Source organism: Candidatus Spongiihabitans sp. (assembly GCF_965247905.1).
GTDB lineage: Bacteria > Pseudomonadota > Gammaproteobacteria > Arenicellales > Poriferihabitantaceae > Spongiihabitans.
In genome coordinates this window covers 14,627-36,271 of the sequence record NZ_OZ252047.1, presented here as the reverse complement: position 1 = coordinate 36,271, position 21,645 = coordinate 14,627, and the positions used below count along the sequence as shown (strand labels likewise).

Here is a 21,645-nt window from a genome sequence, read left to right as displayed (position 1 = left end):
TAGTTCAACGTTCAAAATATCTTCAAACAAATCCCGATACTATACAAACATTACATTTTCAACGAATCAATTTGCTTAATAGCCCATTTCGTCCAATGCTTTTTGCGCCGCCGCATGTCCTAGCTCAGCCGCCTTGCCATACCAATGCGTTGCCATGAGTTCGCTTTTATCCACACCCATGCCCCATCGATACGCAAAGCCCATAGCAATTTGCGCCGCCGCGATGCCTTGCTCGGCTACCTTGCGCGTCCATTCCACCCCCTTGCTCTGGTCTCTTTCCACGCCCTCGCCCCAGCCATATGCAGAGCCCAAAAGAAATTGCGCCGCCGCATGCCCCTGCTCGGCTGCCTTGCGATACCACCACGCCGCCGCCTGTTCGTTTTTATTCACGCCCGTGCCATTCGCGTATGCTTTGCCAAAAGTGAATTGCGCGCCTGCGTTGCCCTGCTCGGCTGCCTTGCGATACCACTCCACCGCCGCGCTTTCGTTTTTATCCACTCCGAGGCCGCGCGCGTATGCCACGCCCAAATTGAATTGCGCGCCTGCGTTGCCTTGCTCGGCCGCCTTGCGAAACCACCACGCCGACTCGCTTTTGTCTTTTTCCACACCCATGCCTGTCGCGTATGCCGCACCCATATCAAATTGCGCATCGGCATTGCCTTGCTCGGCTGATTTGCGTATCCAGCGCACCGCCACGCGCTGGTCTTTATCCACACCCTCGCCGTGCCAGTATGCTAAGCCCAAGCTATATTGCGCCGTCGCGCTGCCCTGCTCGGCTGCCTTGCGTGTCTTTTCTATATCTGTTTGTGCTATCGCCGCGCTACCGATAATCGCCGATAAAATGATCGCGCTTAACCATCGCCCGATTTGTATTTGTTTGTTTTTCATTGCTTTGTCCGCTCAGATTTCATTGTTAAAAGATTTCACCGCCGGTGCCGGGGGTGTTTGGTTATTCTATATCGTTTAATTGCTCTTGTGTCCGCTTACCTTATAATCCGCCCATGCCACGCATCATTCCGCCATCGACAAAAATTTTTGCTTTTGGTTTTTTTGTTTAGATTTATCTGCCATATCTTTCGATAGTTGCATATCCTACAGACGGATCTCTGGACATCTCGTATTTCGGCATACCACCACCATTGTCAAAGTATGTTTCAATACAACCGGCTTCCGATATAGGTAGTTTCATTTTAACCAGATCCCAGGTTTCAAAAATGTTTTTATCGTGATAGTTTTCAACAACAGTAGAAAAAACATCATCCGTTGTGAAATCTTGGGAACCAAGTTTACAGTTCGTTAGATCTGCTTTTGCTTCAATTTTTTTATCCATAAGCCATTCAAATATAGGTTGTGCGTAGCCCAATCTTTCTCTGCCCTTTTCAATCTGGTCTTGTGTTAGCGGGCATTTTTTCAATCGGTGAATAAATGCAAGGCTAATTGCTTCATCATGGTTTGGATTTAGTTTAGAGAGTGTTAACAATTGAGCAACACCTATATCTATTTTTAGTGGATTAGTATCTGACAAATTATCAATTCCGTTGAATAAACTATTTTGCTGAATTTGTGTTTCTGTTTTAGATATTTGTTCACGAACGTCGTGGGTTCGGAACCACCACAAACACGTAAATACAGGCAACCCAAGCAGGATGCCATGAATGTAAGTATATGTTTCATTAAGAAAACCATGCTTATGCAGAAAAACAAATAGATCAAAAGAAATTAAATACAGGCCAACACCGACTACACCACTCATACCAAGACACGCAAGCCTGCGCCAAGGATTAGCTGAATAAAATGACATGCGTTCAATTTCTTTTTTTAGTTTATTCATGAAAGCACTGAGCGCACCTTTGGTTGGTTGTGTCATTGGTAGTTCCTCATGTTTTTCGCGGCTTCGCCGCAGTTGTGTCACGCTTCGCGTGACAACATATTTAAACTGGATTCCCGCTTCGCTCCATTGTTCGTCATCCCCGCCTTCGGCGGAAATGACAAACAGGAGCGGCGAGAATGACGGCTGTTTGTTATTTTCGCCTTTCTACTACTCGTGTTCTTACAAAACCTCCCCCTCCGTCATCCTCGCCGGCAGGCGAGAATTCAGTCATTAAACCCAAAGGCGTAGCCCTTGTCATTTCGCGGCTTCGCCGCGGTTGTGTCCGGCTACGCCGGACGACATATTTCACTGGATTCCCGCTTCGCTCCATTGTTCATCATCCTCGCCTTCGGCGGAAATGACAAACAGGAGCGGCGAGAATGACGGCTGTTTGTTATTTTCGCCGTTCTACTATTCGTGTTCTTACAAAAACCTCCCACTCCGTCATCCTCGTCGGCAGGCGGTACCCCGCAGTGGCGGCGAGCAAGCACGACGAAACGTGACACAACCGCGGCGAAGCCGCGTCAGACGTTTCACCATTTCTATTATTCTCCCAGTCCCTCATCAGTCGATGTCAAGGAGATCAGACACAAGGTTCTGGCGAGCTTCAACGATGTTACGAGCAACCTCTTGGACTTCAGGCATTGCCATAACGCTGGCAACCTTCTCGTCGTATTGCTCGTAATCGGAAGGTTTGATGCCCTTTTTCTGCAAGGCCTCTTTGACTTTGGCGATAGCGATTTTCTTGGCTTCCGCATCCACAGGGTTAAGCGTGACACGAGTTTGCCGAATGCCGAAGGTATAGCCAGCAACATACTCATCAACAATGACTTGCGCATCGTCAGGGTTTTCCTTGATTTTCGCAGCTACGCCGTTGCGGATGTTTTCGCGGTAGGTTTGATTGAGAATGGATGCTTCGGCTTCGTTCAAGGAGTGGTCTTCGGTGTAAGGCTCTGGGACCAGCAGGGTTTGACCCGCTACTGTGAATTTCACTTTTGATACTTTTTTGAATATCTGCTCAAAGAATGTGCGCGGGATCCAGCGTTCTTCGCCATTGTCCTCATGGCAAATTTTAACATCGAGTGAATTGCGGTCCACTACGGTAACGGTTTCGGTGATGTTATTGACAGCATAATAAACTTCTTTCGACATGATATTTTTCCAAAATTAGAAAGTTAGCAATATTAAGGACGTGTGCGGAATTTTACACAATTCCTCCTGCCGTTCGTATTTTCTTGGAATACTGCCCAGCACGTTGCGTAGCACGAAATGTCGGCGTTGTCGCAACCGGCAGCGGTTGCTTTACGCCAGCCGCTGGTGCAATATCCCGCCGACCTTGCACCCAAACCGTTTACCGAACCCGCCATGTCGTTGTCCCCCACCGTCTCGCTTGCGCGGGAGTTGATTCGCCGGGAATCGGTAACGCCGGCCGATGCCGGCTGTCAACCATTACTCGCGGCGCGCCTTGCGCAAATCGGTTTTGCCTGCGAGGCGATGAACTTTGAAGAGGTATCCAACTTGTGGGCGACTCGCGGTGCAGGGCGGCCGTTGCTGGTGTTCGCCGGGCATACCGATGTGGTTCCGACCGGGCCGCTTGATCAGTGGAAATTTCCGCCGTTTCAAGGCGAGGTGCAAGACGGCATGTTGCACGGTCGCGGCGCCGCCGATATGAAGGGCAGCATCGCTTGTTTCGTTACCGCGTGCGAGCGTTTCGTCGCCAATCATCCCGACCACGCCGGCGCCATTGGCTTGTTGATTACCAGCGACGAGGAGGGCGTGGCGCGCTGGGGCACCGGTGAAGTAATGAATGTCCTTGCCGAGCGCAAGCAGCCAATCGATATGTGCATAGTCGGCGAGCCGTCCGGCAAACAGACGCTGGGCGACACCATCAAGGTCGGGCGGCGGGGTTCGTGCGGCGCGAAGTTGCGCATCAAAGGCACTCAGGGACATATCGCCTACCCGGCCGACAATCCCATTCACCGCGCCGCCGGGGTCATCAGCGAATTGTTGTCGGTGGAATGGGATCAGGGTAACGCGCACTTCCAACCGACCAGCTTTCAACTCTCCAACATTCACGCCGGCACCGGTGCCGGCAATGTCGTTCCCGGCGAGGTGGAAATTGATTTCAACCTGCGCTATTCGCCGGAGATTACCGAGGCCGACATCCACGCACGAATTGAGGATGTGCTGGCGCGCCATCAATGTCAGTTTGAAATTCACTGGGAGCGGTTGTGCCTGCCATTTCAAACCACGCAGGGAAAATTCGTTGATGCGGTGTCGGATTGCATTGAAGCGAGCACCGGACGCACGCCGCTACGCTCCACCGGCGGTGGCACTTCGGACGGCCGCTTCATCGCCCCGACCGGCGCCGAGGTCATCGAACTCGGTCCCTTGAATGACACCATCCATCAAATTGATGAACGCGTCTCCACCGCCGACCTCGATCAGTTGTCGGTCATTTATGAAGGTATACTTGTGAAAATGCTCGCCTGATGCCACGCTTGCCTTTTTGTCGCCATGCTTTGTTGTGGTGCGCCGCTCAATCAGTCACGCACTTTATGTGCGCTCCCTCTTTCGCGGCTTCCACGCCTCGCCTGACAACAAAAATTCGGCGCGTGGTTATTTCGCGGCATCAAAGCCATTAAGGATAGCGGCTAACGCCGCTGAGTTTTTAACTGGAATGGAAGGGCAATGGTAACTGAAAGACAATGTCGTCACGCGAAGCGTGACTCTTTATAATATCCAAATAATGTCCAATCCATCTTCCAGCACCAATTTTATTCGTCGGCAAATCGATGCCGACCTCGCCGCGAGGGCAAATCAGGGTCAGAGTAGAAATTATTGGGGCTTGGGACCAGGTTTTTCTGGCTTCACTCTTCGTTGATAAAGTTGTTCAACTTGCTCCTTAAACCTTGCGCTCCCAAATGCCATACAGCTATTTGTTGCATTTCTCAAATCATCAACTAGTTCAACATTCAAAATATCTTCAAACAAATCCCGATACTATACAAGCATTACATTTTCAACGAATCAATTTGCTTAACAAATACAAATAATTTCTACTCTGACCCTGATCTCTTTCATCGGCCAACGATGCCCGATTTTGGCGACGCGGTAAAACCCTCTTATTCCGTAGTCAATATGCTGGACTTGCATGGCCTCTCCTCTTGGGTTGAGGTGTGCCATATGTATCTGAGCCTATGCAGGCGAATGATACCGCATTCCGCCCCGCCGTCCATTGGAATATACGCCTTGTTTTCTGAAAATCAACAATGAAATTCACCATCCATCACACTCGATGGGACAGCGCAACTTATCCCGGGGAACGCGAAATCGCCATATCAACCAGTTGTTTGGCGTGTTGTTCCCTTGCTTTTTTGTCGGCTTGAACAATGACAGGAAGAACAATGTCCGCATGCCACTTATTTCCCGGCTGCGGTGTGTAGTGAACTTCGCGGCCGTTTTCGCTGGCGTTTGCAACCGACACTTCCGCCCAACCATAGAATGAGCGACCTGCGCCTCGGTTTTTCGCCATAGCATCGCCGATTTTTGTCAGCATTTCGTTTGAGGCAATGTCCAACAGAAACACCGAAATGTTGATTGGGCTTTTGTTGTTTAGAAAAATGCTGATAGGTGTGTGCTTATTTTTCACCTTTCTCCAGTCGCTACTCTGAAAAATCGCGCGCCCTACGGCACCATCCTTGATGATGTCTCCCGGTATGTAAGGAGGGGTCACGCTGGAATTTTTTTCATCGCATCAATAATGGAATCAATGGGCAGATCCTGTGCCAGAGTGTGGTGAATTTCATAGTCGTGATTATTGGGGGAATTAACATATAGAGATGCGCCACCATTGGCGCGGCAAAAAACACTAGCACGCGAGCCCGCGCCCGCGGAAAAAACAACTATATCGCCATCTTCCCACAGGGAGATTGCATAGTAGCGCGGCAATTTAGAGGTCAGGTGATGAAGAATATCCTCCGCTATCTTTTTGGCTGTTGGTGACGGTGGTGAAAGTTCTTCTTCGGCAGCGTAATCGTTTAATTCTTCGAGTTCACTCAACGCATCGTCGAGCGATTTTTTGCGTGCTTGATTTTGTCGAAATTTTTCGATGTCAAAGATATTAGGATAGGTCTTGTTTTCATTATTGACACGGGCGAGGGGTGTTATATCTGTATTTGTGGCGGGCATGAAATCCATATGCCACGTAAGACTTTCATCTGTTTGCGGCGTTACAGGAATAGCCATTGAGTTATCAGATCGGAATAGATATGTAGTATCCCGATCAAATGAACCATCGACTTCAGCATATGCAGTGGCTGTCATTGGTTTTTCGTGCCTCTGGCAATGGTTTGAATTAATTCTTTATAGCATTTCAAGTCACTTTCCCAATCATCCACCATGGTAATAGCGACCCGATGAGACTCACCCTGTTCTGCTTGAATATCGCGATGAAAGTTTCCGCGAACAAGAACTTCCCCCTCGGATTTAGATGTGTTTTTTTTGTCGATAGCACTGATGATTAAAGTGACATTCCGGTCAGCGAGCGAATAGGTCAACGAAATTTCTGGTAAAGACACCGTGTCTTCAAACTTATCCCATTCCCCAGACCGGAGCATATTCCGCAGAGCCTGATTGCCATTAGACACAGGAAAAGAACCAACGAAATTGATTCCAATGGCGGTGTAACGAACCAGCGGCACAGTTTTCAAATATTTCTGCGCTATTTCGTGGCAAAAATTATTTTCTTCGGGGTTGTCTTGCGAAAAAACTATTCTATTCGCCTCGCTGATAATTTTCATGCCGTTCTTGAAAGCGCATTGCGATTTTATCGGCGAACTCATTGATGCTATGTTGTCGTCAAGTTCTAAATTCTCCGGCACAATACGGTTGCGCCAGAGAAAATCAGGGTTGAGAATGGACGGATTGTGGTTTTCACCAACAAGCACCATGCTCACTTCGTGCAGAGTAAGCGTTGGATTCATGACCGAGCAGGAAAATTGCCCATAGTTGTTAAATTGTGCCAGTTCATTGGTTTTTTTGGCAGGATGTCCAAGTTGCCATATCCGCCACCCAGACACGCTAAGCGCTACCGTGTCGCGAATTCTACAGCATTTTATCGAAATTTCTCATAATTGTATAGGCCCATAACATATGGTGTTAATGATAAATAAACTGTCCGTTTTTGTAACCCGTAATGAGTCCGGATTTATATTGTCCTTATTTAGAGGTGGATATGATCAGGGCGCGTTGGTTACAGGAGAGCAAACCAATGAGATTTATCGAGGCCTATGAAGGATATCAATGCAAACGATTAAGCCAGGAAGAAGCCGCGAGGTTGCTGGTCATATGTCCCCGGACGTTGCGGCGCTATCTGTGCTGTCACGAAGCCTCCGGATTGGAGGGATTGTTGAATCAGCCGTCTCATCGCAAGGCCCCGGCGGATGAGGCGATGCGGCGGGTGGATTTATACGTAGGGAACAACCATGGTTGTTCCCTACTACCATGATTGGTATTACAGATTCCGGACGACCCGACCCGATACCATTATGTCAAAGCAACCGTTGCGGTATTAAGACATCTTGACGGCAGTTTATCCCGCCTGCATGGCCCCGGCGGCTAGGCGGATATGACCGCGAGGGTCGGCTCATCGGGCCGAACAAACAACAGATTGCGGCGTAAATCCGCTTCGCGGCAATCGGGATATTGCCCCTTTCGGCCACGCCTTCAGGGGAAATCCAGAACAAACAAAAGCGGACAATTCACGTGTTATAAATTCGGACAAGTCTATTTACTTCTAACAGGTCCATAACATATGGCACTCCGGTTTGGTTGATGATTAGGGATTGTATAGGAGAAAGCAGGGCCAATGCTTGGTGAGGTCGTTCGGTGTTGTAAAACACCAGCCAGTCGGCCAGTTCTCGGTTAAAAGCATCCAGATCGGTGTACAGTAAATCCTCGTGGTAGTCGACGAAACTCTCCTGAATGGTGCGGTTGAAGCGTTCACAATGGGCGTTCATTTTGGGCGACCTCGGATAGGTCCACCAGTGGGTGATGTGATTGCGTTTGAGTTCGCTCTCGAAGTCTTTCATAAACTCCGAGCCGTTGTCGGAGAGGATATATCGGATGGTGGTTGGGGTCAGGGCGATAAGGGAGCGCAGGGCGTGTGCGGCGCGGCGGCTGCTGCGGGAGGTAGACGCCCAGGCGAAGGCGAAGCGCGAGCGGGGGTCGATGAAGGTGAAGATATAGCGTCGGATGCCATCACGGACGCGCTCCACGGTGTCGCAAGCGAACTGCTCCATGGGGGCGGTGGAGATGCCCTTGGGGCGGCGTGTTTTGCGGGTTTGGCGCAGTGGCTTGTGTCGTCCGCGGCGATCCAGGCGCAGCGGGGCGTGGCGCATTTTATCGGACTCACGGGCGATGATGCGTCCGATGGTGGAGACACTGGGGCGGGGACATTTATGGATCTGGCACCAGGTGTTGATGAACACCGACAGGGGGAGTTTGCCGATGTTCGGACGGACCTTACGCAGGCGGCTGATTTCGTCCACCACTTCACGCCGGAAGAGCGCTTGGCGGCGGCGTTTTGGTGCTCGTGAGCGCGGCGTCAGGGCTGCCGGGTCGCCGCCGGCTTGGGCGAGTGTTTGCTGCCAGCGGTAGAGAGTGCGGCGGCTGACTGCAAAGGCATCGCCGATGGCGGCGGTACCGTGCACTTCCCAGAAGCGCAGGATGTCGATTCGTTTTTGGGCATGAGGGTTCATCGGCCAACGATGCCCTATTTTGGCGACGCGGTAAAACCCTCTTATTCGGTAGCCAATATGCTGGACTTGCATGGCTTCTCCTCTTGGGTTGAGGAGTGCCATATGTATCTGAGCTTATGCAGCCTAAATCATACTTAATCCAGTAAAATAAGAAACCTCTAAACAACCACCAAAACCAACTCAAAATGTCCTGGAAACAAACCGCCCAACACTCAATGGCAGACATGCTTGTGGTCGAGCATAAATCCCTGAGCGAACTTGACGATGTGCACAGCATCATTAACTGGAAAGAGATAGAGACCACCCTTGCGGGACTTTATTCATCTAAAAGAGGCGTGCCTGCCCGCCGCTGATGATGTTCAAGATCCTAATCCTGCAAGCGTGGTATAACCTAAGCGATGAAGCATTGGAAAAACAAATTGCCAGGGATTTGATGTTCAGGCGCTTTATTGACTTAAGTTTGAGTGAAGCGGTGCCAGACCACACGACCATCTGGCGTTTCAGAAACCTGCTGAACACTGAGAACCTTTTAGAGCCGCTATTAGAGCAAATTAACACGCACCTGGAGCAAAACAGCATTATCGTCTCAGTCGGTTCAATCAACATCATTGATGCCACGGTGATAAAAGCCAGGCAATCACGCAAGGGCAGGATGGCAATAACACGCAAGACCCGGAGGCCGGTTACCATGTCAAGGTCGCCGCTGATGGCAAGCGCAAAACCACCTACGGCTTCAAGATGCACGCCAATACGGATGGACATGGTTTTGTCAAGAAGATGACCTGCACGCCAGGCAATGTGCATGACTCACAAGAGATGGACAAACCGCTGGTCAAAACCCATGGGCAAGTTTACGCGGACAGCGCCTATGCCAATCAGGAGAACGACAAGAAACTGGGCCGGCAAAACAATAAAGTTCTGCACCGGGCTTATAGAAACAAACCGTTGACCGACCAACAAAAACAGCAAAACAGGCAACGTTCAGGCATCCGTTATATCGTCGAGCGCACCTTTGGGCTATTAAAACAACATCACGGATTAGGTCAGGCAAGATACCTTGGGCTGGAAAGAAACAAAAGCAGAGCGCAACTGATTGCGATGACTCATAATCTTAAAACCGGGATGAATATTTTCAAGCAAATGCGAAGTTCACCGGCGTGTTGCGTCTAAAAGGCGGGGGGAAAGGCAAAACAGCAACCCAACCAACCAAAGCAAGTAAATCGGGTTGGTTTGTGAACGTTTTTCAAGAAAAACGAGGCTTTTTGGAAATATCCTTAGGGTGTTAACGAGTCAAGACCCTGAAAAATCTCAGAAGTGAGATTATGAGAAATGATTATGGATTATGCAAAAGTCTCTCTGTGTTTTAACAGCGGACAGTTTATGTGTTCCTAACACTCCTAACAATCCAACTTGTGTTTTTCTATAGATGCATATAATATAAGCATACTTTGATGCTATTTATGAGCGCATTTTGGAGACACTGCAATGAGAACCACCCTGAACATTGACGACGAATTGCTGGTGAAGGCACAGCAGATAACCGGAGTGACGGAAAAAACCGCCTTGGTCAGAAAAGGGCTGAACGCCTTGATTGAGCGGGAAAGCGCCCGTCGGCTGGCGCGGCTGGGCGGAACCGAGCCGAAGTTGAAAGCCATCACCCGGCGACAATCCGGACCCGCATGATTCTGGTGGACACCTCCGTCTGGATTGATCATTTGCGTAGCGGGGATGGGGGTCTGACTTCGCTGCTGAATGACAATCAGGCCATGATCCATCCATTTGTAATCGGCGAGCTGGCGTGCGGCAATCTGAACAACCGCGCCGAGGTATTATCGAGACTCCGGGATCTGCCCATGACCCCTGTTGCCGCCGACCCGGAAGTGCTGTTCTTTATTGAACAGCAACGCTTGATGGGGCGGGGAATCGGTTATGTAGATGTCCATCTGCTGGCGGCCGCCGCCTTGATCTCATCAGCCTGTCTGTGGACACGAGACAAGCAGTTACGGGCGGTCGCGGCTTCCCTTGAGCTGGCTTACAAAGCCAATTGAATCACTTAATCTAATCAAAGAAGCGCGGCATGAGCGCGGCCCCCTATACCGAAGACATCCTCGTCCAGCAGACAACGGCCGATTATCTGGAGCAACAACTCGGCTGGGAGTCGGTGTATGCCTACAATAATGAAGACTTCGGACCGAACAGCCTGCTGGAGCGGGCGTCCGACCGCGAGGGGGTGCTGACGCGAACGCTTCGCGAGAAGCTGGTCGAGCTGAATCCGGGACTGCCACAGACAACGCCTACGACGACGCGCTGCGGCAGATTACCGCCACGGTTGCCTCGCAGACCATCGTCGCCGCCAATCGCGAGAAGTACGACCTGGTCCGCGACGGCGTACAGGTCACCTTCCGCCGCAACGACGATGGCGAGCGGGTGCGGGAACGGCTGCGGATCTTTGATTTCGAAGCGCCGGAGAACAACCACTTCCTGTGCGTGCGCGAGCTGTGGGTGCGGGGCGATCTCTACCGCAGGCGCGCCGACATCGTGGGCTTCGTCAATGGACTGCCGCTGCTGTTTGTGGAGTGCAAGAACATCCACAAAAACCTCAAAGCCGCCTATGAACAGAACTTCGCCGACTACCGGGACACCATCCCGCACCTCTTCCACCATAACGCCTTGGTAATGTTTGGTGTGAGATCAGGGTCAGAGTAGAAATTATTGGGGCTTGGGACCAGGTTTTTCTGGCTTCACTCTTCGTTGATAAAGTTGTTCAACTTGCTCCTTAAACCTTGCACTCCCAAATGCCATACAGCTATTTGTTGCATTTCTCAAATCATCAACTAGTTCAACGTTCAAAATATCTTCAAACAAATCCCGATAACGCTGTCTTCTTTGGTATTCATCCCAACCCAAAGACAAATATATCTCATGCTCCGATAACAGCTCGTTCTTCAACCCCAAAGCATTACTTTGATAACTAGACCAAGGGTACTTTCCAGGGTCATTTACAATTCCAGCCCGTACCGGATTGAGCTCTATATAGCGCTGACAAGTTAGAAAGCATTGATCGCTATCGATCAAGCACGACTTAAACCTGCCCTCCCACAAAGTGCCAGTCCGCCTATACTGTTGGTTAAAATAGCGAACATAATATCTCCCAACATATTGCATCATTTTCGAAATACTGCCATCGTAGTGCGATGTCGCAAGGATATGTACATGATTTGTCATCAAAACCCACGCATGGACATCCACGCCGTATGCCATTGCCCCATCTAATAGAAAGCCAAGATAGTTACGATAGTCTTCATTACATATGAAACTTATCTGACGATTATTGCCTCTCTGAATAATATGAAGCGGCATGCCCTGCGGACACAACCTTGGTAGTCTTGCCATTTGACCTCCTTGATCTTCTGACGTTAGTTGTTAAGCGGTTTACTCAATCTCTATACAAACATTACATTTTCAACGAATTGCTTAATTTGCTTAACAAATAATTTCTACTCTGACCCTAATCCTTTATTTCTACTCTGACCCTAATCCTTTACTCATCAACGATGACAGTGTGCATCAACTTTACCGAACCAACGATGCAATTCACCGGGCAGGCTTTTATACATAATTTACATCCAATGCATCCGGGTTCGTCAATATAGGCTATTTGTTTTGGCTCGTTTATACCGTGCTCTTCATTGAGTGCCAACGCAGGTTTATCAAGCAGCTCCGACAATGCATTTATGGTCACTTGCCCGCCCGGAGGACACTGATTAATTTCGGCTTGGCCATGGGCAATCGCCTCCGCATATTCCCGGCATCGAGGATAGTCGCACAAGGTGCACTGGGTTTGGGGCAGGCATCGATCGATGTTGTCGATCAACGAAGCAACGGCGGACAAGGTCATTGGTAAATCATTCGAATGCTTATGGTGTTGCACTTGGAATCTGAATTCATGAATCATAGAAAGACGGAAGAATGACACCTACGCTTGAATTCAGCCGACGCGTTAGCGGCCGCGGAATGATTTGTTAGCGTTGTTTAATTTCTAAAAGCAGATATTTGAAATCATAACAAGGGGCGTCTTCCCATTTAATGTCATACTTATTTTTTAAACAAATAGGGCTTGGATGATTTTGCATGGTGCTTGCAGCCGTGCCTTCTCTCCAAGCCAACTCCCCTGATATTGTTCTATCATGAATTCTAAAATTTTCGTCGTTAGTATTTGGTCTTACAGGCTTATTCCAATACAAATGGTCATTTGTTAGCATTATGGCATAACCAGAATCAATGCTATTTTGTTCACACCAATGCTCTAATCTGGATACATCTTTTAAAAAATCATATCTACCAGTATCTTGCGCACCTTGATTTCTTAATTCAAAAGGATCTTCATTTATAATCAATGGCTCTTTGGGACTCTTTGTTTTGTATTTTAATTCAATTCCAATCTTATAAGGCGACCTCAAGAAAATGTCACAATACTCCCGATGCTTTGATTCGCATTGCGAGAACGGATACTCAAGTCTTAGTTCTGCATTGTCCAACTTCTTATGAATCCACCATGCTAAATGATGTTGGAAATCTGCCTCAGAGTGAAAAACACATCTCTTTTTTAGTGCGCAGATTAAAATTTCTTTGATATTTATCATTTTGGATATTTCTCATTATTGTGCGCTAACATTCAAACTAATAGATTATTGCCGTCTATTTGTAAAATAGAATTAGGTGTCTTTCGCCAATATTTTCTTTTTCTCCTGAATAAACTCCTCTTCAGAAATAATCCCTTTCTCTTTGAGTTCTGCAAGTTTTTCTAGTTGTGCGTATCGATCATTAGATGGTGTCGGGGATATAGATTGGGCATTTGCCTTTTTTCTCTTTTCCATTGCGTCTTGCGCGGCATAGGTGAAAGGTTTTATCATTTTCTTGGGAACCCATTTAATGATTCTTTCGGTATCCCCGTCTTGTATTCTTATTTCCCCAAACATTAATTTCTCTGAACCAGATACCGCATTAACATTATCGAAATCAATGGAAATCTGTTGAAGCCCAGAGAACTTTCCCGTGTTAATAAACAGAATCCGTTTGTCCGTCACAACAATAAACCATGTTTCACCATCAGTAGTTATACCACCAAGCAAGGCATGGTCTTTGCCAAAGGCATAGCCAGAGCAAAAAGCGAGGACTTGCTCTCCATCTTGTAATATTGAAGGCAGTTCCTTGAAGTTTTCGAACATTTCCATTGTAAAGTAAATTTCTATCGCGTATTGATCGTCTATCATTTCACTTGCAATGCGATCATACTCTTTCTTCAAATCGCTCTCTGATGCGGTTTTGAAATCAAAAGGCTCTAATTCTGGCATGTTCATTATCTTGTTTCTCATTTCCAAGATTAAAGGCTGCGGTTTCTCCGCAATACTTGTATCTTTCGGCAGTGTGTGAGATTACCTTTTGACACTGTGGGCATCTCATATCTTTCGATAAGGAGTGCCCTTTGCAACCTCCACATAGGGCATTTGATTCACTAAAACGGCATTTCGAACTCTTTTCGACATTCACCGCATCTCATTAACATGAGTTCGCGTCCGCTAGCGTAGCCGCTGGAATTTTAAACTAGGGTCATGACAACTTTAGCGGCTTTTTTCTAAAGTCATCAAGCAAGACTTTATACAAATCCTGCCCTCTATTATTGAATCTAAATTCACATTCTTTAAGGTGTAAATTGAACATGCTTTTGTTCATCCCCTTAAACTTGACTAGACGTATTTTAGCATAGCCCCAAAAAGATTCGATGCCATTGATATGACTATTGCCTCGCACAAATTCATTCCGACCATGATGCACTCTGAAATGTTTCTTATAGCCAAAATCAACCAGACCATTATAGCCGCGCCAACCATCAGAATGAATGACGCCGCCTATCTCTGTTTTACCTAAGATAATCCGCTGTAGCGTATATGCAGAGCAATCCGGCACTATTTCCATATAGACCTTCCCTGCTCTTTTGAGCAAGCCAAATGCAATGATTTTGCCCCCAGCGCCTCGACCACGCTTCCCTGTAATGCGTCTAGCCCCAAAATAACTCTCATCCACTTCGATCTGCCCGGCTAATGGCTGAGAGGCTTGTCGGCAATGACTGACCATTCGTAACCGAATAGCGGTCAAGTATTTGTTGATGGTTTGCCGACTTAAACCGGTTAATTCTGCTATTTGTGTCGCCGTTAAATCTACGGAAAAAATATTTGATTAAATCTCTAAATTTCCTCTCTGACACATGGGAACGAATGACATACTTGTTTTTTACTTTCATAACAACACCTTACCATGATATTGACCATGCTTAAGTTGTCATGATCCTAATTTTATTGACCGCAGACAAGCAAATCATCGAGATAGTTATCGGCGTTTTGCTATTTATTCTTACAGTGAGATTGCTTGTCAACTATCAGCCGCTGTTTGCTGCCAGCAAAAAGAATTCGGTTGTTTTTGGCAGCATCTCTGGAATATTCGGAGGCGCGGCCGGATTATACGGGCCGCCAGCGATCTTATACTTGTTAGGCGTATCAAATGATGCCAAACAATCCCGCAAGAATATCTTTGTTTTTCTGACAATAGAGAGTGTGTTTCTCGGCGCATACTACCTGTTTTACGATATGTATACCGTGCAACACTTTCACATCACCGCTTATCTTATTCCATTCTACGCATTTACCATTTGGTTGGGAGCGCATAAGTTTGTGACCATTGACAAAGATAGATACAGAAAAATACTGATGTACATGCTGGTTATTATTTCAGTAGTTCTGATATTAAACTCGCTGTACCGCCTATCACTGCTGTCCCATTAACTTTCACAGCAACAAGGCTTGATTGCGATTGAAGCCGGGTCTGGGGGGCCGGTCGCCACGCAAGAGCACCATCAAGTCGCGCTTCTCGAACAAGTTAAGCTGCAACACGCGGAGCATTTGTCGCATGCTTTTGCCCAGCCGCGACTGGAATTTGATGAACGCCAAGCGTAAATACACGCACAGCGCGACCCAGATTTGCGTCATCACCGCGTTATTGCCGGCGCCGATGAAAGACTTTATCTTCAGGTTTTGCTTGATCCACTTAAACAACAATTCCACCTGCCAACGCGCCCGGTAGAGGTCGGCGACCGTCTTGGCCGCCAGTTTCAAATTGTTGGTCAAGAAAACGTAATGCTTGCCGGTCTTGGCATCGCGGTAGCCGATGCGGCGCAGTGGAATGGGGCATTGTCTGGATGCCTTGACGCCGGTGAACACGATGCGCTGGTCGCAGGTTAATCCCTTGCTCTTCAACACCGCAGCGCGACCGACAACGCGATACGCCGCGTCTTTCTTGATGCGAGTGACAAAGAATATGCCTTTGTCATTCAACTGTTTATACCCGCCATAGTCGTTATATCCGCGGTCGATGACGACTAGGCTGCCTTTGGGGAAACGCAGCGCGCGCCCGATAGCGAGGTCGCTGGTTTTGCCGTCGGTGATGGCGACGAACTCGGGCAGGCAACCGCGGTGGTTCAGCCCGACATGTAGCTTGACCGCCCCCTTGGTCGTTCGGAAATCGGCCCACGGGAAGGCCGAGAGGCACAACTTGATGGTGCTGGCATCAAGCGAATACTGAAACGAAACTTGTGGCCGGGCGCGACCCCTTGGCAACGTCGCAACCCCTTCCCGAACAGTGCCTCGTACAACGTATAAGGCTTGTCCCGGTTGATGCGCGCCAGGCTGGAGCGGGACAGTTCGACTCCGCCCAAGTGATACAGTCGATGCGCCTGAGCACCCAGGTTGTCGACGATGTCGCGCAAGCTGTCGCGGCCGGTCAACTGCGCCATAAAAAGACCGACGAACTGCGCCCAACGCGACGCGACACGAGCGGCCATATGATGCCGTTTGGCGAGGGTCTCGAATTCATGTCTCGGCACCCATTTTGTTAGCAACAAATAGAAATGTCCGGTTTTAGAACACATGAGTTGTCCGCTTTTGGCGATGTCGGGAAGCCTGGCTGAGGCACCCGTTATTGATGGCGCAGCGGACATCAAGCAGCCACCGGTAAGTCAGTCTGGATGAGTTGGCCGGCCGCGTCATAACAGGCCAGTTTTCGGGGACCGTGCCACAAAGACAGGGCGCCGCCGGTGTGCCGTAACACCTTCACTTTAGCTTTGATGTAGTGGTAACGGTGGCGGTCTGCCGGTATCTGCAGGGTCCGGCCCTCGAACTCAATGCAGTTGTCCTTGCGTACCCGGCGCTCGTAGTGTTCGCAGAAAATGTTGTCCAACTGCGCTCCCTCCGGCACCGGCACAAAGGCTGAGCCAACTTCCCGCGGCGGTTGCTCAAACTCTTCGTTGAAGGCGGGCAAATACACCTGCTGGAGATACTCATTGGCGGCAGCCATATCGGTGATGCCAGCGGCGGCCAGTTCTTTGACCAAGCGGTTCTGGTGGGTGCTAAAGGCCCGCTCGGAGCGCCCTCGGGCTTGCGGCGAGTAGGCCGCGATCATCTCCACGCCCAGTTGCTGCAAGGCGCGCCGGAACTGCGTCGAGTTGCCCTTGTCCACCTTGCCGCCGGCCGTCGGCGTGTGCCAGTAATGGCTGCCCCGGTCGGTATACAGCGAGCAAAACAAGCCCTCGGCCTCAATCACCTCGCGTACCCCCTGGAAACTGCTCCGGGTGCCTTCCTGGTCACAGAAGAACATGGAGTAATGCCGGCTGGTGGCATCATCCATGGTGACTATCAAATCCCAGGTCTGTCCCGGCACCCAGGCATGGGTGCTACCATCCTGGTGCAGCAATACGCCCGGCACCGGCGCTCGCTCGCGCCGCTTGCGATGTTGCCCGCGGCCCGCGGCCTTCGTCACCGCTCCGGCAGCCTGCAAGGACTTGCGCACCCAGTTGTAGCTACGCCCACCGCCGCCGCGCCGATACCAGGCGTAGTAGTGCTTGACACTCCAGCCATCATGCCGGCTCCGGTACCGATCCACCATGCGCATAACCTCATCGACCGGGGCCCGCCGGTGCGATACCTGAGACAGCCGCTTGTCGATCAACCCATCCAGGCCTTCTTCCTCGTAACGATCAATGTAACGACGAAAGGTGCGCTCACACACACCCAGCAACTGCGCCGCTTCCTCTTGGCTCAAACGACCCTCCGTCCAGCTCCCGTATGCCTCTTCAAATCTCATCCGTCGTATCTCCTGTAACACTTCTGTCCGCCTCATAAACCACTCTCCTCAAGAGCTGGCTTAAACCGGACAGATTATGTGTTTTAACAGCGGACAGTTTATGTGTTCCTAACAAATAAACAAAAAATTCTTGCGGAGTTGTTTATTGTGTGCCATATTCTGTACTGGTGCACACTATAGTGATTTGGGGAACCAAAATGCGGGGAGAAGTCACAAGAAAAACAGACTCCGATTTCAATTTCGTGGAGAAGTTCAACACTGAGAAAAAAGCCATCCGCTTTTCCGAATCAGTGCGGTGGCCGAAAGGTCGTTACTGCCCGATTTGCGGAAGCGTGGACACTTATAAACACAAGTCACGGAAGTTTTACTACCATTGCCGAGATTGTCGCAAACAGTTTAGTTGCAAGGCAAATACGATTATGCAAGGTAGCCCGCTACCGGTCAGAACATGGCTTTATGCGATGCATCAATTCAATGTGGTGCGAAGTATGTCCAGTTTGCAGTTAAGCCGGGAAACCGGCGTAACCAGAAGGACCGCGCAAAGTATGCTCCGGCGCATCGAGACCGCTTGCGAAAATCAGGATGCAGTACTCTATGGCATTATGGAAATCAACGAAACCTATCGCGGCGACAAAGCGGGCAACAAATGCGCACAGAAAAAGCCGCATGCTGAAAACAACAACGGTTCCGGCAAGCAAATCCAAATTGCCATGCACGAGCGCAATGTAGCCGAAGAACAATCTTCCACCAAACGCCATGCGCAACAAAAAATCGCGAAATCTGGAGCGGCAAACTATGGTGGCGGCCACCTTCCTGCTGTGTGCTGTGTCAAACCGGTTTTTTGCTCTCGCATAATCACTGGCGATGTGCTGAAAGTATTGAAAAAGCAGCCATTCGACCTGAAATTTGATTTGGTGATTGCCGACCCGCCCTACAACATCGGCAAAGATTTTGGCAACAACAATGACAAAATGCCCATTGTCGACTATGTCGACTGGAGCAATAAATGGATTGCCGAATGTTTTCGTCTGTTAGCCGACAATGGGCTGGTATATGTTTATGGATTCCACGAGGTTTTGGCGCGGATTGCGGTGGAATATCCGGTCGAAGAGCAACGCTGGCTTGCCTGGCATTACACGAACAAAGCCGTGCCGTCCTCAAAGTTTTGGCAACGCTCCCACGAAGCTATTTTGTGTCTGTGGAAGCCCGGCACAAAGCGCCCCAACTTGGAAATCGACCAAATCCGTCTGCCCTATACCGACCACTTCCTCAAATGTGCTGGCAAGGAGCGAAAAGAGACAAAGGGTCGATACGCCCGCGGTGGAAAGAAAACCATATACAACAACAACGGTGGAGCGTTACCTCGAGATGTAATAGATGTTCCTGCCCTGGCCGGCGGTGCCGGGCGAGTGGAGCGGTGGTTTGCGTGTCGCGATTGCAGCGGCGAAGCCATGCCACCAAAAAATCTGCCAGAACACGACGGACACGACATTCTCAAGCACCCAACGCAAAAGCCGATAGAATTGACCAAACGGCTCATTCAATCACGCATCAACGGTAACCAAGGACGTGTACTTATACCTTTTGCCGGTTCCGGCTCGGAATGTGTGGTTGCCAAGTTGCTCGGTGTACCGTATCTCGGCATAGAAATCAACCCGGAATTCGCTAAGTTCGGACGTAGTTGGGTGAGACAATGTATCGCCTAACCCCTCGAATGTTGCAACGACTCAAAGGAGATTTGACCAAATACCACGACATGTTCATCGGTAAACGGTGTTCCGGCTGGGAGTTGGAGGAGTTGATTGTTGCGGCAATACAATCCGACACCCAAGCACAGCATCATGTTAAGTGGCAAGAGGTCGGGCACGACGCCTTAGCCGATATTATCGTCCGAACCAACGGCACACAACACCCCATTCAAATTAAATCCGGGCAGATAAAGACGGAAAGATTGATACTGTCTGGCCACAGGCTTGGGCGATTCAATGGCGACATGCAGGACATCACCAACTACTTGAACGAGCCAAGCGCAAACATAATCGCCGTGCCATATCGACAGGTTAACGACGAACAGGGGCGGCAACACCTCTACCGGGTTTGCTATGCCGACAAAGAAGTGCTAACCGGGCTTGCTCCCGATAGATGGGAACACAGAGGAGCACAGTTTATACAAACCAACCCCCATGGCGTTGAGTTTTCATTGCGCCCGTCGATGAGTTGGCAAATCTGGTGGGCTATTCCCGTCAGTCTAATCGAGATGACCGATGAGTTTTCCATCGCTTAGAGTCGACGAAAAGACAAAACTGTAACTATTTCATCTCACCCAACCACCGACCTTCCAGACAATAAATGGCCGGCCACAGCAAATGGGCTAATATCAAGTTTCGCAAGGCTGCGCAGGATGCCAAGCGTGGCAAGGTATTCACCAAGTTGATTAAAGAAATCACGGTGGCGGCGCGTTTGGGCGGTGGCGATGCGGAAGCCAATTCGCGTTTGCGTTCGGCCATCGACAAGGCGTTGGCGGCTAACATGACCCGGGACACAATCAGTCGGGCGGTGAAGCGAGGGGCCGGGGATGCAGATGGTGCCGCCATTGAAGAGTTGCGCTATGAAGGCTACGGACCGAGCGGCGTGGCGGTGCTGGTGGAATGTGCCACCGACAACCGCAATCGCGCAGTCTCGGAAGTGCGTCACGCGTTCGCAAAACACGGCGGCAATCTCGGTACGGACGGCTCGGTCGCCTACCTGTTCGACAAAATCGGCTCGCTGGTTTTTGCCGCCGGTGCCGACGAAGAACGGATTATGGAAATCGCGTTGCAAGCCGGCGCCGATGATGTGGACAGCGAAGACGGCGTGGTCGAGGTGGTCGTCGCGCCGCTTAATTTTCCGCGCGTTGAGCAAGCGTTCAAGGAAGCCGGATTGACACCGGAGATGTCCGAGTTGATTCAGCGTCCATCCACGCATGTGGAATTGCGCGGTGCAGGAGATCAGGGTCAGAGTAGAAATTATTGGGGCTTGGGACCAGGTTTTTCTGGCTTCACTCTTCGTTGATAAAGTTGTTCAACTTGCTCCTTAAACCTTGCACTCCCAAATGCCATACAGCTATTTGTTGCATTTCTCAAATCATCAACTAGTTCAACATTCAAAATATCTTCAAACAAATCCCGATAACGCTGTCTTCTTTGGTATTCATCCCAACCCAAAGACAAATATATCTCATGCTTCGATAACAGATCGTTCTTCAACCCCAAAGCATTACTTTGATAACTAGACCAAGGGTACTTTCCAGGATCATTTACAATTCCAGCCCGTACCGGATTGAGCTCTATATAGCGCTGACAAGTTAGAAAGTATTGATCGCTATCGATCAAGCACGACTTAAACCTGCCCTCCCACAAAGTGCCAGTCCGCCTATACTGTTGGTTAAAATAGCGAACATAATATCTCCCAACATATTGCACCATTTTCGAAATACTGCCATCGTAGTGCGATGTCGCAAGGAGATGCACATGATTTGTCATCAAAACCCACGCATGGACATCCACGCCGTATGCCATTGCCCCATCTAATAGAAAGCCAAGATAGTTACGATAGTCTTCATTACATATGAAACTTATCTGACGATTATTGCCTCTCTGAATAATATGAAGCGGCATGCCCTGCGGACACAACCTTGGTAGTCTTGCCATTTGACCCTCCTTGATCTTCTGACGTTAGCTGTTAAGCGGTTTACTCAATCTCTATACAAACATTACATTTTCAACGAATTGCTTAATTTGCTTAACAAATAATTTCTACTCTGACCCTAATCCTTCTAATCCT

At 49.4% G+C, this 21,645-nt stretch carries 25 protein-coding genes and 3 pseudogenes; 12 read left to right on the top strand and 16 right to left on the bottom strand.

From position 1 onward, the window contains the following. Positions 1–75 precede the first annotated feature (75 nt). Together ACP158_RS00225 and ACP158_RS00220 are read right to left on the bottom strand one after the other, a co-directional pair. Positions 76–888, bottom strand: coding sequence for an SEL1-like repeat protein (locus ACP158_RS00225; protein WP_424947017.1), 813 nt, complete (start codon positions 886–888; stop codon positions 76–78). 172 nt (positions 889–1,060) lie between these two features. Continuing rightward, positions 1,061–1,867: a hypothetical protein gene (locus ACP158_RS00220; protein WP_424947016.1), complete on the bottom strand. Its 807-nt coding sequence runs from the start codon at positions 1,865–1,867 to the stop codon at positions 1,061–1,063. A 12-nt stretch (positions 1,868–1,879) separates the two neighbouring features. Here ACP158_RS00220 and ACP158_RS00215 point away from each other — a divergent pair, with 12 nt between their 5' ends. Both ACP158_RS00215 and ACP158_RS00210 read left to right on the top strand, forming a co-directional pair. After that, positions 1,880–2,011, top strand: a complete 132-nt coding sequence (locus ACP158_RS00215; RefSeq protein WP_424947015.1) for a hypothetical protein — start codon at positions 1,880–1,882, stop codon at positions 2,009–2,011. A gap of 111 nt (positions 2,012–2,122) precedes the next feature. Further along, positions 2,123–2,254: a hypothetical protein gene (locus ACP158_RS00210; RefSeq protein WP_424947014.1), complete on the top strand. Its 132-nt coding sequence runs from the start codon at positions 2,123–2,125 to the stop codon at positions 2,252–2,254. Between the two features lie 180 nt (positions 2,255–2,434). On the opposite strand, the gene ACP158_RS00205 is transcribed toward ACP158_RS00210, so the two are convergent. Next, positions 2,435–3,022, bottom strand: a complete 588-nt coding sequence (locus ACP158_RS00205; protein ID WP_424947013.1) for a hypothetical protein — start codon at positions 3,020–3,022, stop codon at positions 2,435–2,437. A gap of 219 nt (positions 3,023–3,241) precedes the next feature. Between ACP158_RS00205 and dapE the strand changes: the two genes are divergently transcribed. Continuing rightward, on the top strand, positions 3,242–4,363 hold the full coding sequence (gene dapE, locus ACP158_RS00200; protein ID WP_424948488.1) for a succinyl-diaminopimelate desuccinylase: 1,122 nt from the start codon (positions 3,242–3,244) through the stop codon (positions 4,361–4,363). A gap of 546 nt (positions 4,364–4,909) precedes the next feature. Here dapE and ACP158_RS00195 read toward each other — a convergent pair. The 4 genes from ACP158_RS00195 to ACP158_RS00180 all read right to left on the bottom strand — a co-directional run bounded on the left by ACP158_RS00195 (position 4,910) and on the right by ACP158_RS00180 (position 6,819). Then, positions 4,910–5,056, bottom strand: a complete 147-nt coding sequence (locus tag ACP158_RS00195; RefSeq protein ID WP_424947012.1) for a hypothetical protein — start codon at positions 5,054–5,056, stop codon at positions 4,910–4,912. Positions 5,057–5,183: 127 nt separating this feature from the next. Then, on the bottom strand, positions 5,184–5,522 hold the full coding sequence (locus ACP158_RS00190; RefSeq protein WP_424947011.1) for a hypothetical protein: 339 nt from the start codon (positions 5,520–5,522) through the stop codon (positions 5,184–5,186). Positions 5,523–5,602: 80 nt separating this feature from the next. Next, entirely contained in the window at positions 5,603–6,196 is a 594-nt protein-coding gene (locus ACP158_RS00185; RefSeq protein ID WP_424947010.1) for a hypothetical protein, read from the bottom strand. Then, on the bottom strand, positions 6,193–6,819 hold the full coding sequence (locus ACP158_RS00180) for a hypothetical protein (RefSeq protein ID WP_424947009.1): 627 nt from the start codon (positions 6,817–6,819) through the stop codon (positions 6,193–6,195). Before ACP158_RS00180 ends, ACP158_RS00185 begins: the two co-directional genes overlap by 4 nt. 323 nt (positions 6,820–7,142) lie before the next feature. Here ACP158_RS00180 and ACP158_RS00175 point away from each other — a divergent pair, with 323 nt between their 5' ends. Then, positions 7,143–7,379 (top strand): helix-turn-helix domain-containing protein, encoded by a 237-nt coding sequence (locus tag ACP158_RS00175; RefSeq protein WP_424947008.1) that lies wholly within the window; start codon positions 7,143–7,145, stop codon positions 7,377–7,379. Between the two features lie 253 nt (positions 7,380–7,632). On the opposite strand, the gene ACP158_RS00170 is transcribed toward ACP158_RS00175, so the two are convergent. Further along, the gene (locus ACP158_RS00170) at positions 7,633–8,733 is read right to left on the bottom strand and encodes an integrase core domain-containing protein (RefSeq protein WP_424947007.1); all 1,101 of its coding nucleotides are present in this window, start codon (positions 8,731–8,733) and stop codon (positions 7,633–7,635) included. A gap of 83 nt (positions 8,734–8,816) precedes the next feature. Between ACP158_RS00170 and ACP158_RS00165 the strand changes: the two are divergent. The 4 genes and pseudogenes from ACP158_RS00165 to ACP158_RS00150 all read left to right on the top strand — a co-directional run bounded on the left by ACP158_RS00165 (position 8,817) and on the right by ACP158_RS00150 (position 11,337). Further along, positions 8,817–9,801 (top strand): annotated as a pseudogene (locus ACP158_RS00165) (IS5 family transposase). Between the two features lie 315 nt (positions 9,802–10,116). Further along, entirely contained in the window at positions 10,117–10,314 is a 198-nt protein-coding gene (locus ACP158_RS00160) for a type II toxin-antitoxin system VapB family antitoxin (protein WP_424947006.1), read from the top strand. Then, on the top strand, positions 10,311–10,679 hold the full coding sequence (locus tag ACP158_RS00155; protein ID WP_424947005.1) for a type II toxin-antitoxin system VapC family toxin: 369 nt from the start codon (positions 10,311–10,313) through the stop codon (positions 10,677–10,679). The genes ACP158_RS00160 and ACP158_RS00155 overlap by 4 nt, the downstream gene beginning before the upstream one ends. Before the next feature lie 259 nt (positions 10,680–10,938). Next, the gene (locus ACP158_RS00150; protein ID WP_424948487.1) at positions 10,939–11,337 is read left to right on the top strand and encodes a type I restriction endonuclease; all 399 of its coding nucleotides are present in this window, start codon (positions 10,939–10,941) and stop codon (positions 11,335–11,337) included. 3 nt (positions 11,338–11,340) lie between these two features. Here ACP158_RS00150 and ACP158_RS00145 read toward each other — a convergent pair whose 3' ends face one another. From ACP158_RS00145 to ACP158_RS00125, 5 genes and pseudogenes are all read right to left on the bottom strand, one after another. After that, entirely contained in the window at positions 11,341–12,024 is a 684-nt protein-coding gene (locus ACP158_RS00145) for a transposase (RefSeq protein WP_424947004.1), read from the bottom strand. A gap of 148 nt (positions 12,025–12,172) precedes the next feature. After that, a complete protein-coding gene (locus ACP158_RS00140; RefSeq protein ID WP_424947003.1) occupies positions 12,173–12,529 on the bottom strand; it encodes an RnfABCDGE type electron transport complex subunit B in 357 nt (118 codons plus the stop codon). Between the two features lie 124 nt (positions 12,530–12,653). Continuing rightward, positions 12,654–13,274: a hypothetical protein gene (locus ACP158_RS00135; RefSeq protein ID WP_424947002.1), complete on the bottom strand. Its 621-nt coding sequence runs from the start codon at positions 13,272–13,274 to the stop codon at positions 12,654–12,656. A 72-nt stretch (positions 13,275–13,346) separates the two neighbouring features. After that, entirely contained in the window at positions 13,347–13,991 is a 645-nt protein-coding gene (locus ACP158_RS00130; RefSeq protein WP_424947001.1) for a PH domain-containing protein, read from the bottom strand. Positions 13,992–14,241: 250 nt separating this feature from the next. Further along, positions 14,242–14,932 (bottom strand): annotated as a pseudogene (locus ACP158_RS00125) (IS1595 family transposase). A gap of 40 nt (positions 14,933–14,972) precedes the next feature. Between ACP158_RS00125 and ACP158_RS00120 the strand changes: the two are divergent. Beyond that, a complete protein-coding gene (locus ACP158_RS00120) occupies positions 14,973–15,470 on the top strand; it encodes a TSUP family transporter (RefSeq protein WP_424947000.1) in 498 nt (165 codons plus the stop codon). 3 nt (positions 15,471–15,473) lie between these two features. On the opposite strand, the pseudogene ACP158_RS00115 reads toward ACP158_RS00120, so the two are convergent. After that, a pseudogene (locus ACP158_RS00115) lies at positions 15,474–16,612 on the bottom strand (IS4 family transposase). A gap of 68 nt (positions 16,613–16,680) precedes the next feature. Further along, positions 16,681–17,781: an ISNCY family transposase gene (locus tag ACP158_RS00110; protein WP_424946999.1), complete on the bottom strand. Its 1,101-nt coding sequence runs from the start codon at positions 17,779–17,781 to the stop codon at positions 16,681–16,683. Between the two features lie 239 nt (positions 17,782–18,020). On the opposite strand from ACP158_RS00110, the gene ACP158_RS00105 reads away from it, so the two are divergent. The 3 genes from ACP158_RS00105 (at position 18,021) to ACP158_RS00095 (ending at position 20,874) form a co-directional block, all read left to right on the top strand. Next, a complete protein-coding gene (locus ACP158_RS00105) occupies positions 18,021–19,529 on the top strand; it encodes a DNA methyltransferase (protein ID WP_424946998.1) in 1,509 nt (502 codons plus the stop codon). Beyond that, positions 19,517–20,107 carry a hypothetical protein gene (locus ACP158_RS00100; protein WP_424946997.1) on the top strand — a complete coding sequence of 197 codons (591 nt, stop codon included), beginning with the start codon at positions 19,517–19,519 and terminating at the stop codon, positions 20,105–20,107. The genes ACP158_RS00105 and ACP158_RS00100 overlap by 13 nt, the downstream gene beginning before the upstream one ends. Before the next feature lie 65 nt (positions 20,108–20,172). Beyond that, on the top strand, positions 20,173–20,874 hold the full coding sequence (locus tag ACP158_RS00095; RefSeq protein WP_424946996.1) for a YebC/PmpR family DNA-binding transcriptional regulator: 702 nt from the start codon (positions 20,173–20,175) through the stop codon (positions 20,872–20,874). Here the strand turns inward: ACP158_RS00095 and ACP158_RS00090 are convergent. Further along, positions 20,829–21,512, bottom strand: a complete 684-nt coding sequence (locus tag ACP158_RS00090; protein ID WP_424946995.1) for a transposase — start codon at positions 21,510–21,512, stop codon at positions 20,829–20,831. The two genes, ACP158_RS00095 and ACP158_RS00090, sit on opposite strands and share 46 nt — an antisense overlap. Between the last annotated feature and the right edge of the window lie 133 nt (positions 21,513–21,645).

Bases quoted from the DNA above. Each gene is read 5' to 3' on its own strand.
- ACP158_RS00120 (WP_424947000.1), top strand. From the start codon at position 14,973: ATGATCCTAATTTTATTGACCGCAGACAAGCAAATCATCGAGATAGTT.
- ACP158_RS00220 (WP_424947016.1), bottom strand. From the start codon at position 1,867: ATGACACAACCAACCAAAGGTGCGCTCAGTGCTTTCATGAATAAACTA.
- ACP158_RS00215 (WP_424947015.1), top strand. From the start codon at position 1,880: ATGTTTTTCGCGGCTTCGCCGCAGTTGTGTCACGCTTCGCGTGACAAC.
- ACP158_RS00155 (WP_424947005.1), top strand. From the start codon at position 10,311: ATGATTCTGGTGGACACCTCCGTCTGGATTGATCATTTGCGTAGCGGG.
- ACP158_RS00170 (WP_424947007.1), bottom strand. From the start codon at position 8,733: ATGGCACTCCTCAACCCAAGAGGAGAAGCCATGCAAGTCCAGCATATT.
- ACP158_RS00195 (WP_424947012.1), bottom strand. From the start codon at position 5,056: ATGGCACACCTCAACCCAAGAGGAGAGGCCATGCAAGTCCAGCATATT.
- ACP158_RS00160 (WP_424947006.1), top strand. From the start codon at position 10,117: ATGAGAACCACCCTGAACATTGACGACGAATTGCTGGTGAAGGCACAG.
- ACP158_RS00205 (WP_424947013.1), bottom strand. From the start codon at position 3,022: ATGTCGAAAGAAGTTTATTATGCTGTCAATAACATCACCGAAACCGTT.
- ACP158_RS00185 (WP_424947010.1), bottom strand. From the start codon at position 6,196: ATGACAGCCACTGCATATGCTGAAGTCGATGGTTCATTTGATCGGGAT.
- ACP158_RS00130 (WP_424947001.1), bottom strand. From the start codon at position 13,991: ATGAACATGCCAGAATTAGAGCCTTTTGATTTCAAAACCGCATCAGAG.
- ACP158_RS00100 (WP_424946997.1), top strand. From the start codon at position 19,517: ATGTATCGCCTAACCCCTCGAATGTTGCAACGACTCAAAGGAGATTTG.
- ACP158_RS00140 (WP_424947003.1), bottom strand. From the start codon at position 12,529: ATGACCTTGTCCGCCGTTGCTTCGTTGATCGACAACATCGATCGATGC.
- ACP158_RS00095 (WP_424946996.1), top strand. From the start codon at position 20,173: ATGGCCGGCCACAGCAAATGGGCTAATATCAAGTTTCGCAAGGCTGCG.
- ACP158_RS00225 (WP_424947017.1), bottom strand. From the start codon at position 888: ATGAAAAACAAACAAATACAAATCGGGCGATGGTTAAGCGCGATCATT.
- ACP158_RS00105 (WP_424946998.1), top strand. From the start codon at position 18,021: ATGCGGGGAGAAGTCACAAGAAAAACAGACTCCGATTTCAATTTCGTG.
- ACP158_RS00145 (WP_424947004.1), bottom strand. From the start codon at position 12,024: ATGGCAAGACTACCAAGGTTGTGTCCGCAGGGCATGCCGCTTCATATT.
- ACP158_RS00090 (WP_424946995.1), bottom strand. From the start codon at position 21,512: ATGGCAAGACTACCAAGGTTGTGTCCGCAGGGCATGCCGCTTCATATT.
- ACP158_RS00175 (WP_424947008.1), top strand. From the start codon at position 7,143: ATGAGATTTATCGAGGCCTATGAAGGATATCAATGCAAACGATTAAGC.
- ACP158_RS00135 (WP_424947002.1), bottom strand. From the start codon at position 13,274: ATGATAAATATCAAAGAAATTTTAATCTGCGCACTAAAAAAGAGATGT.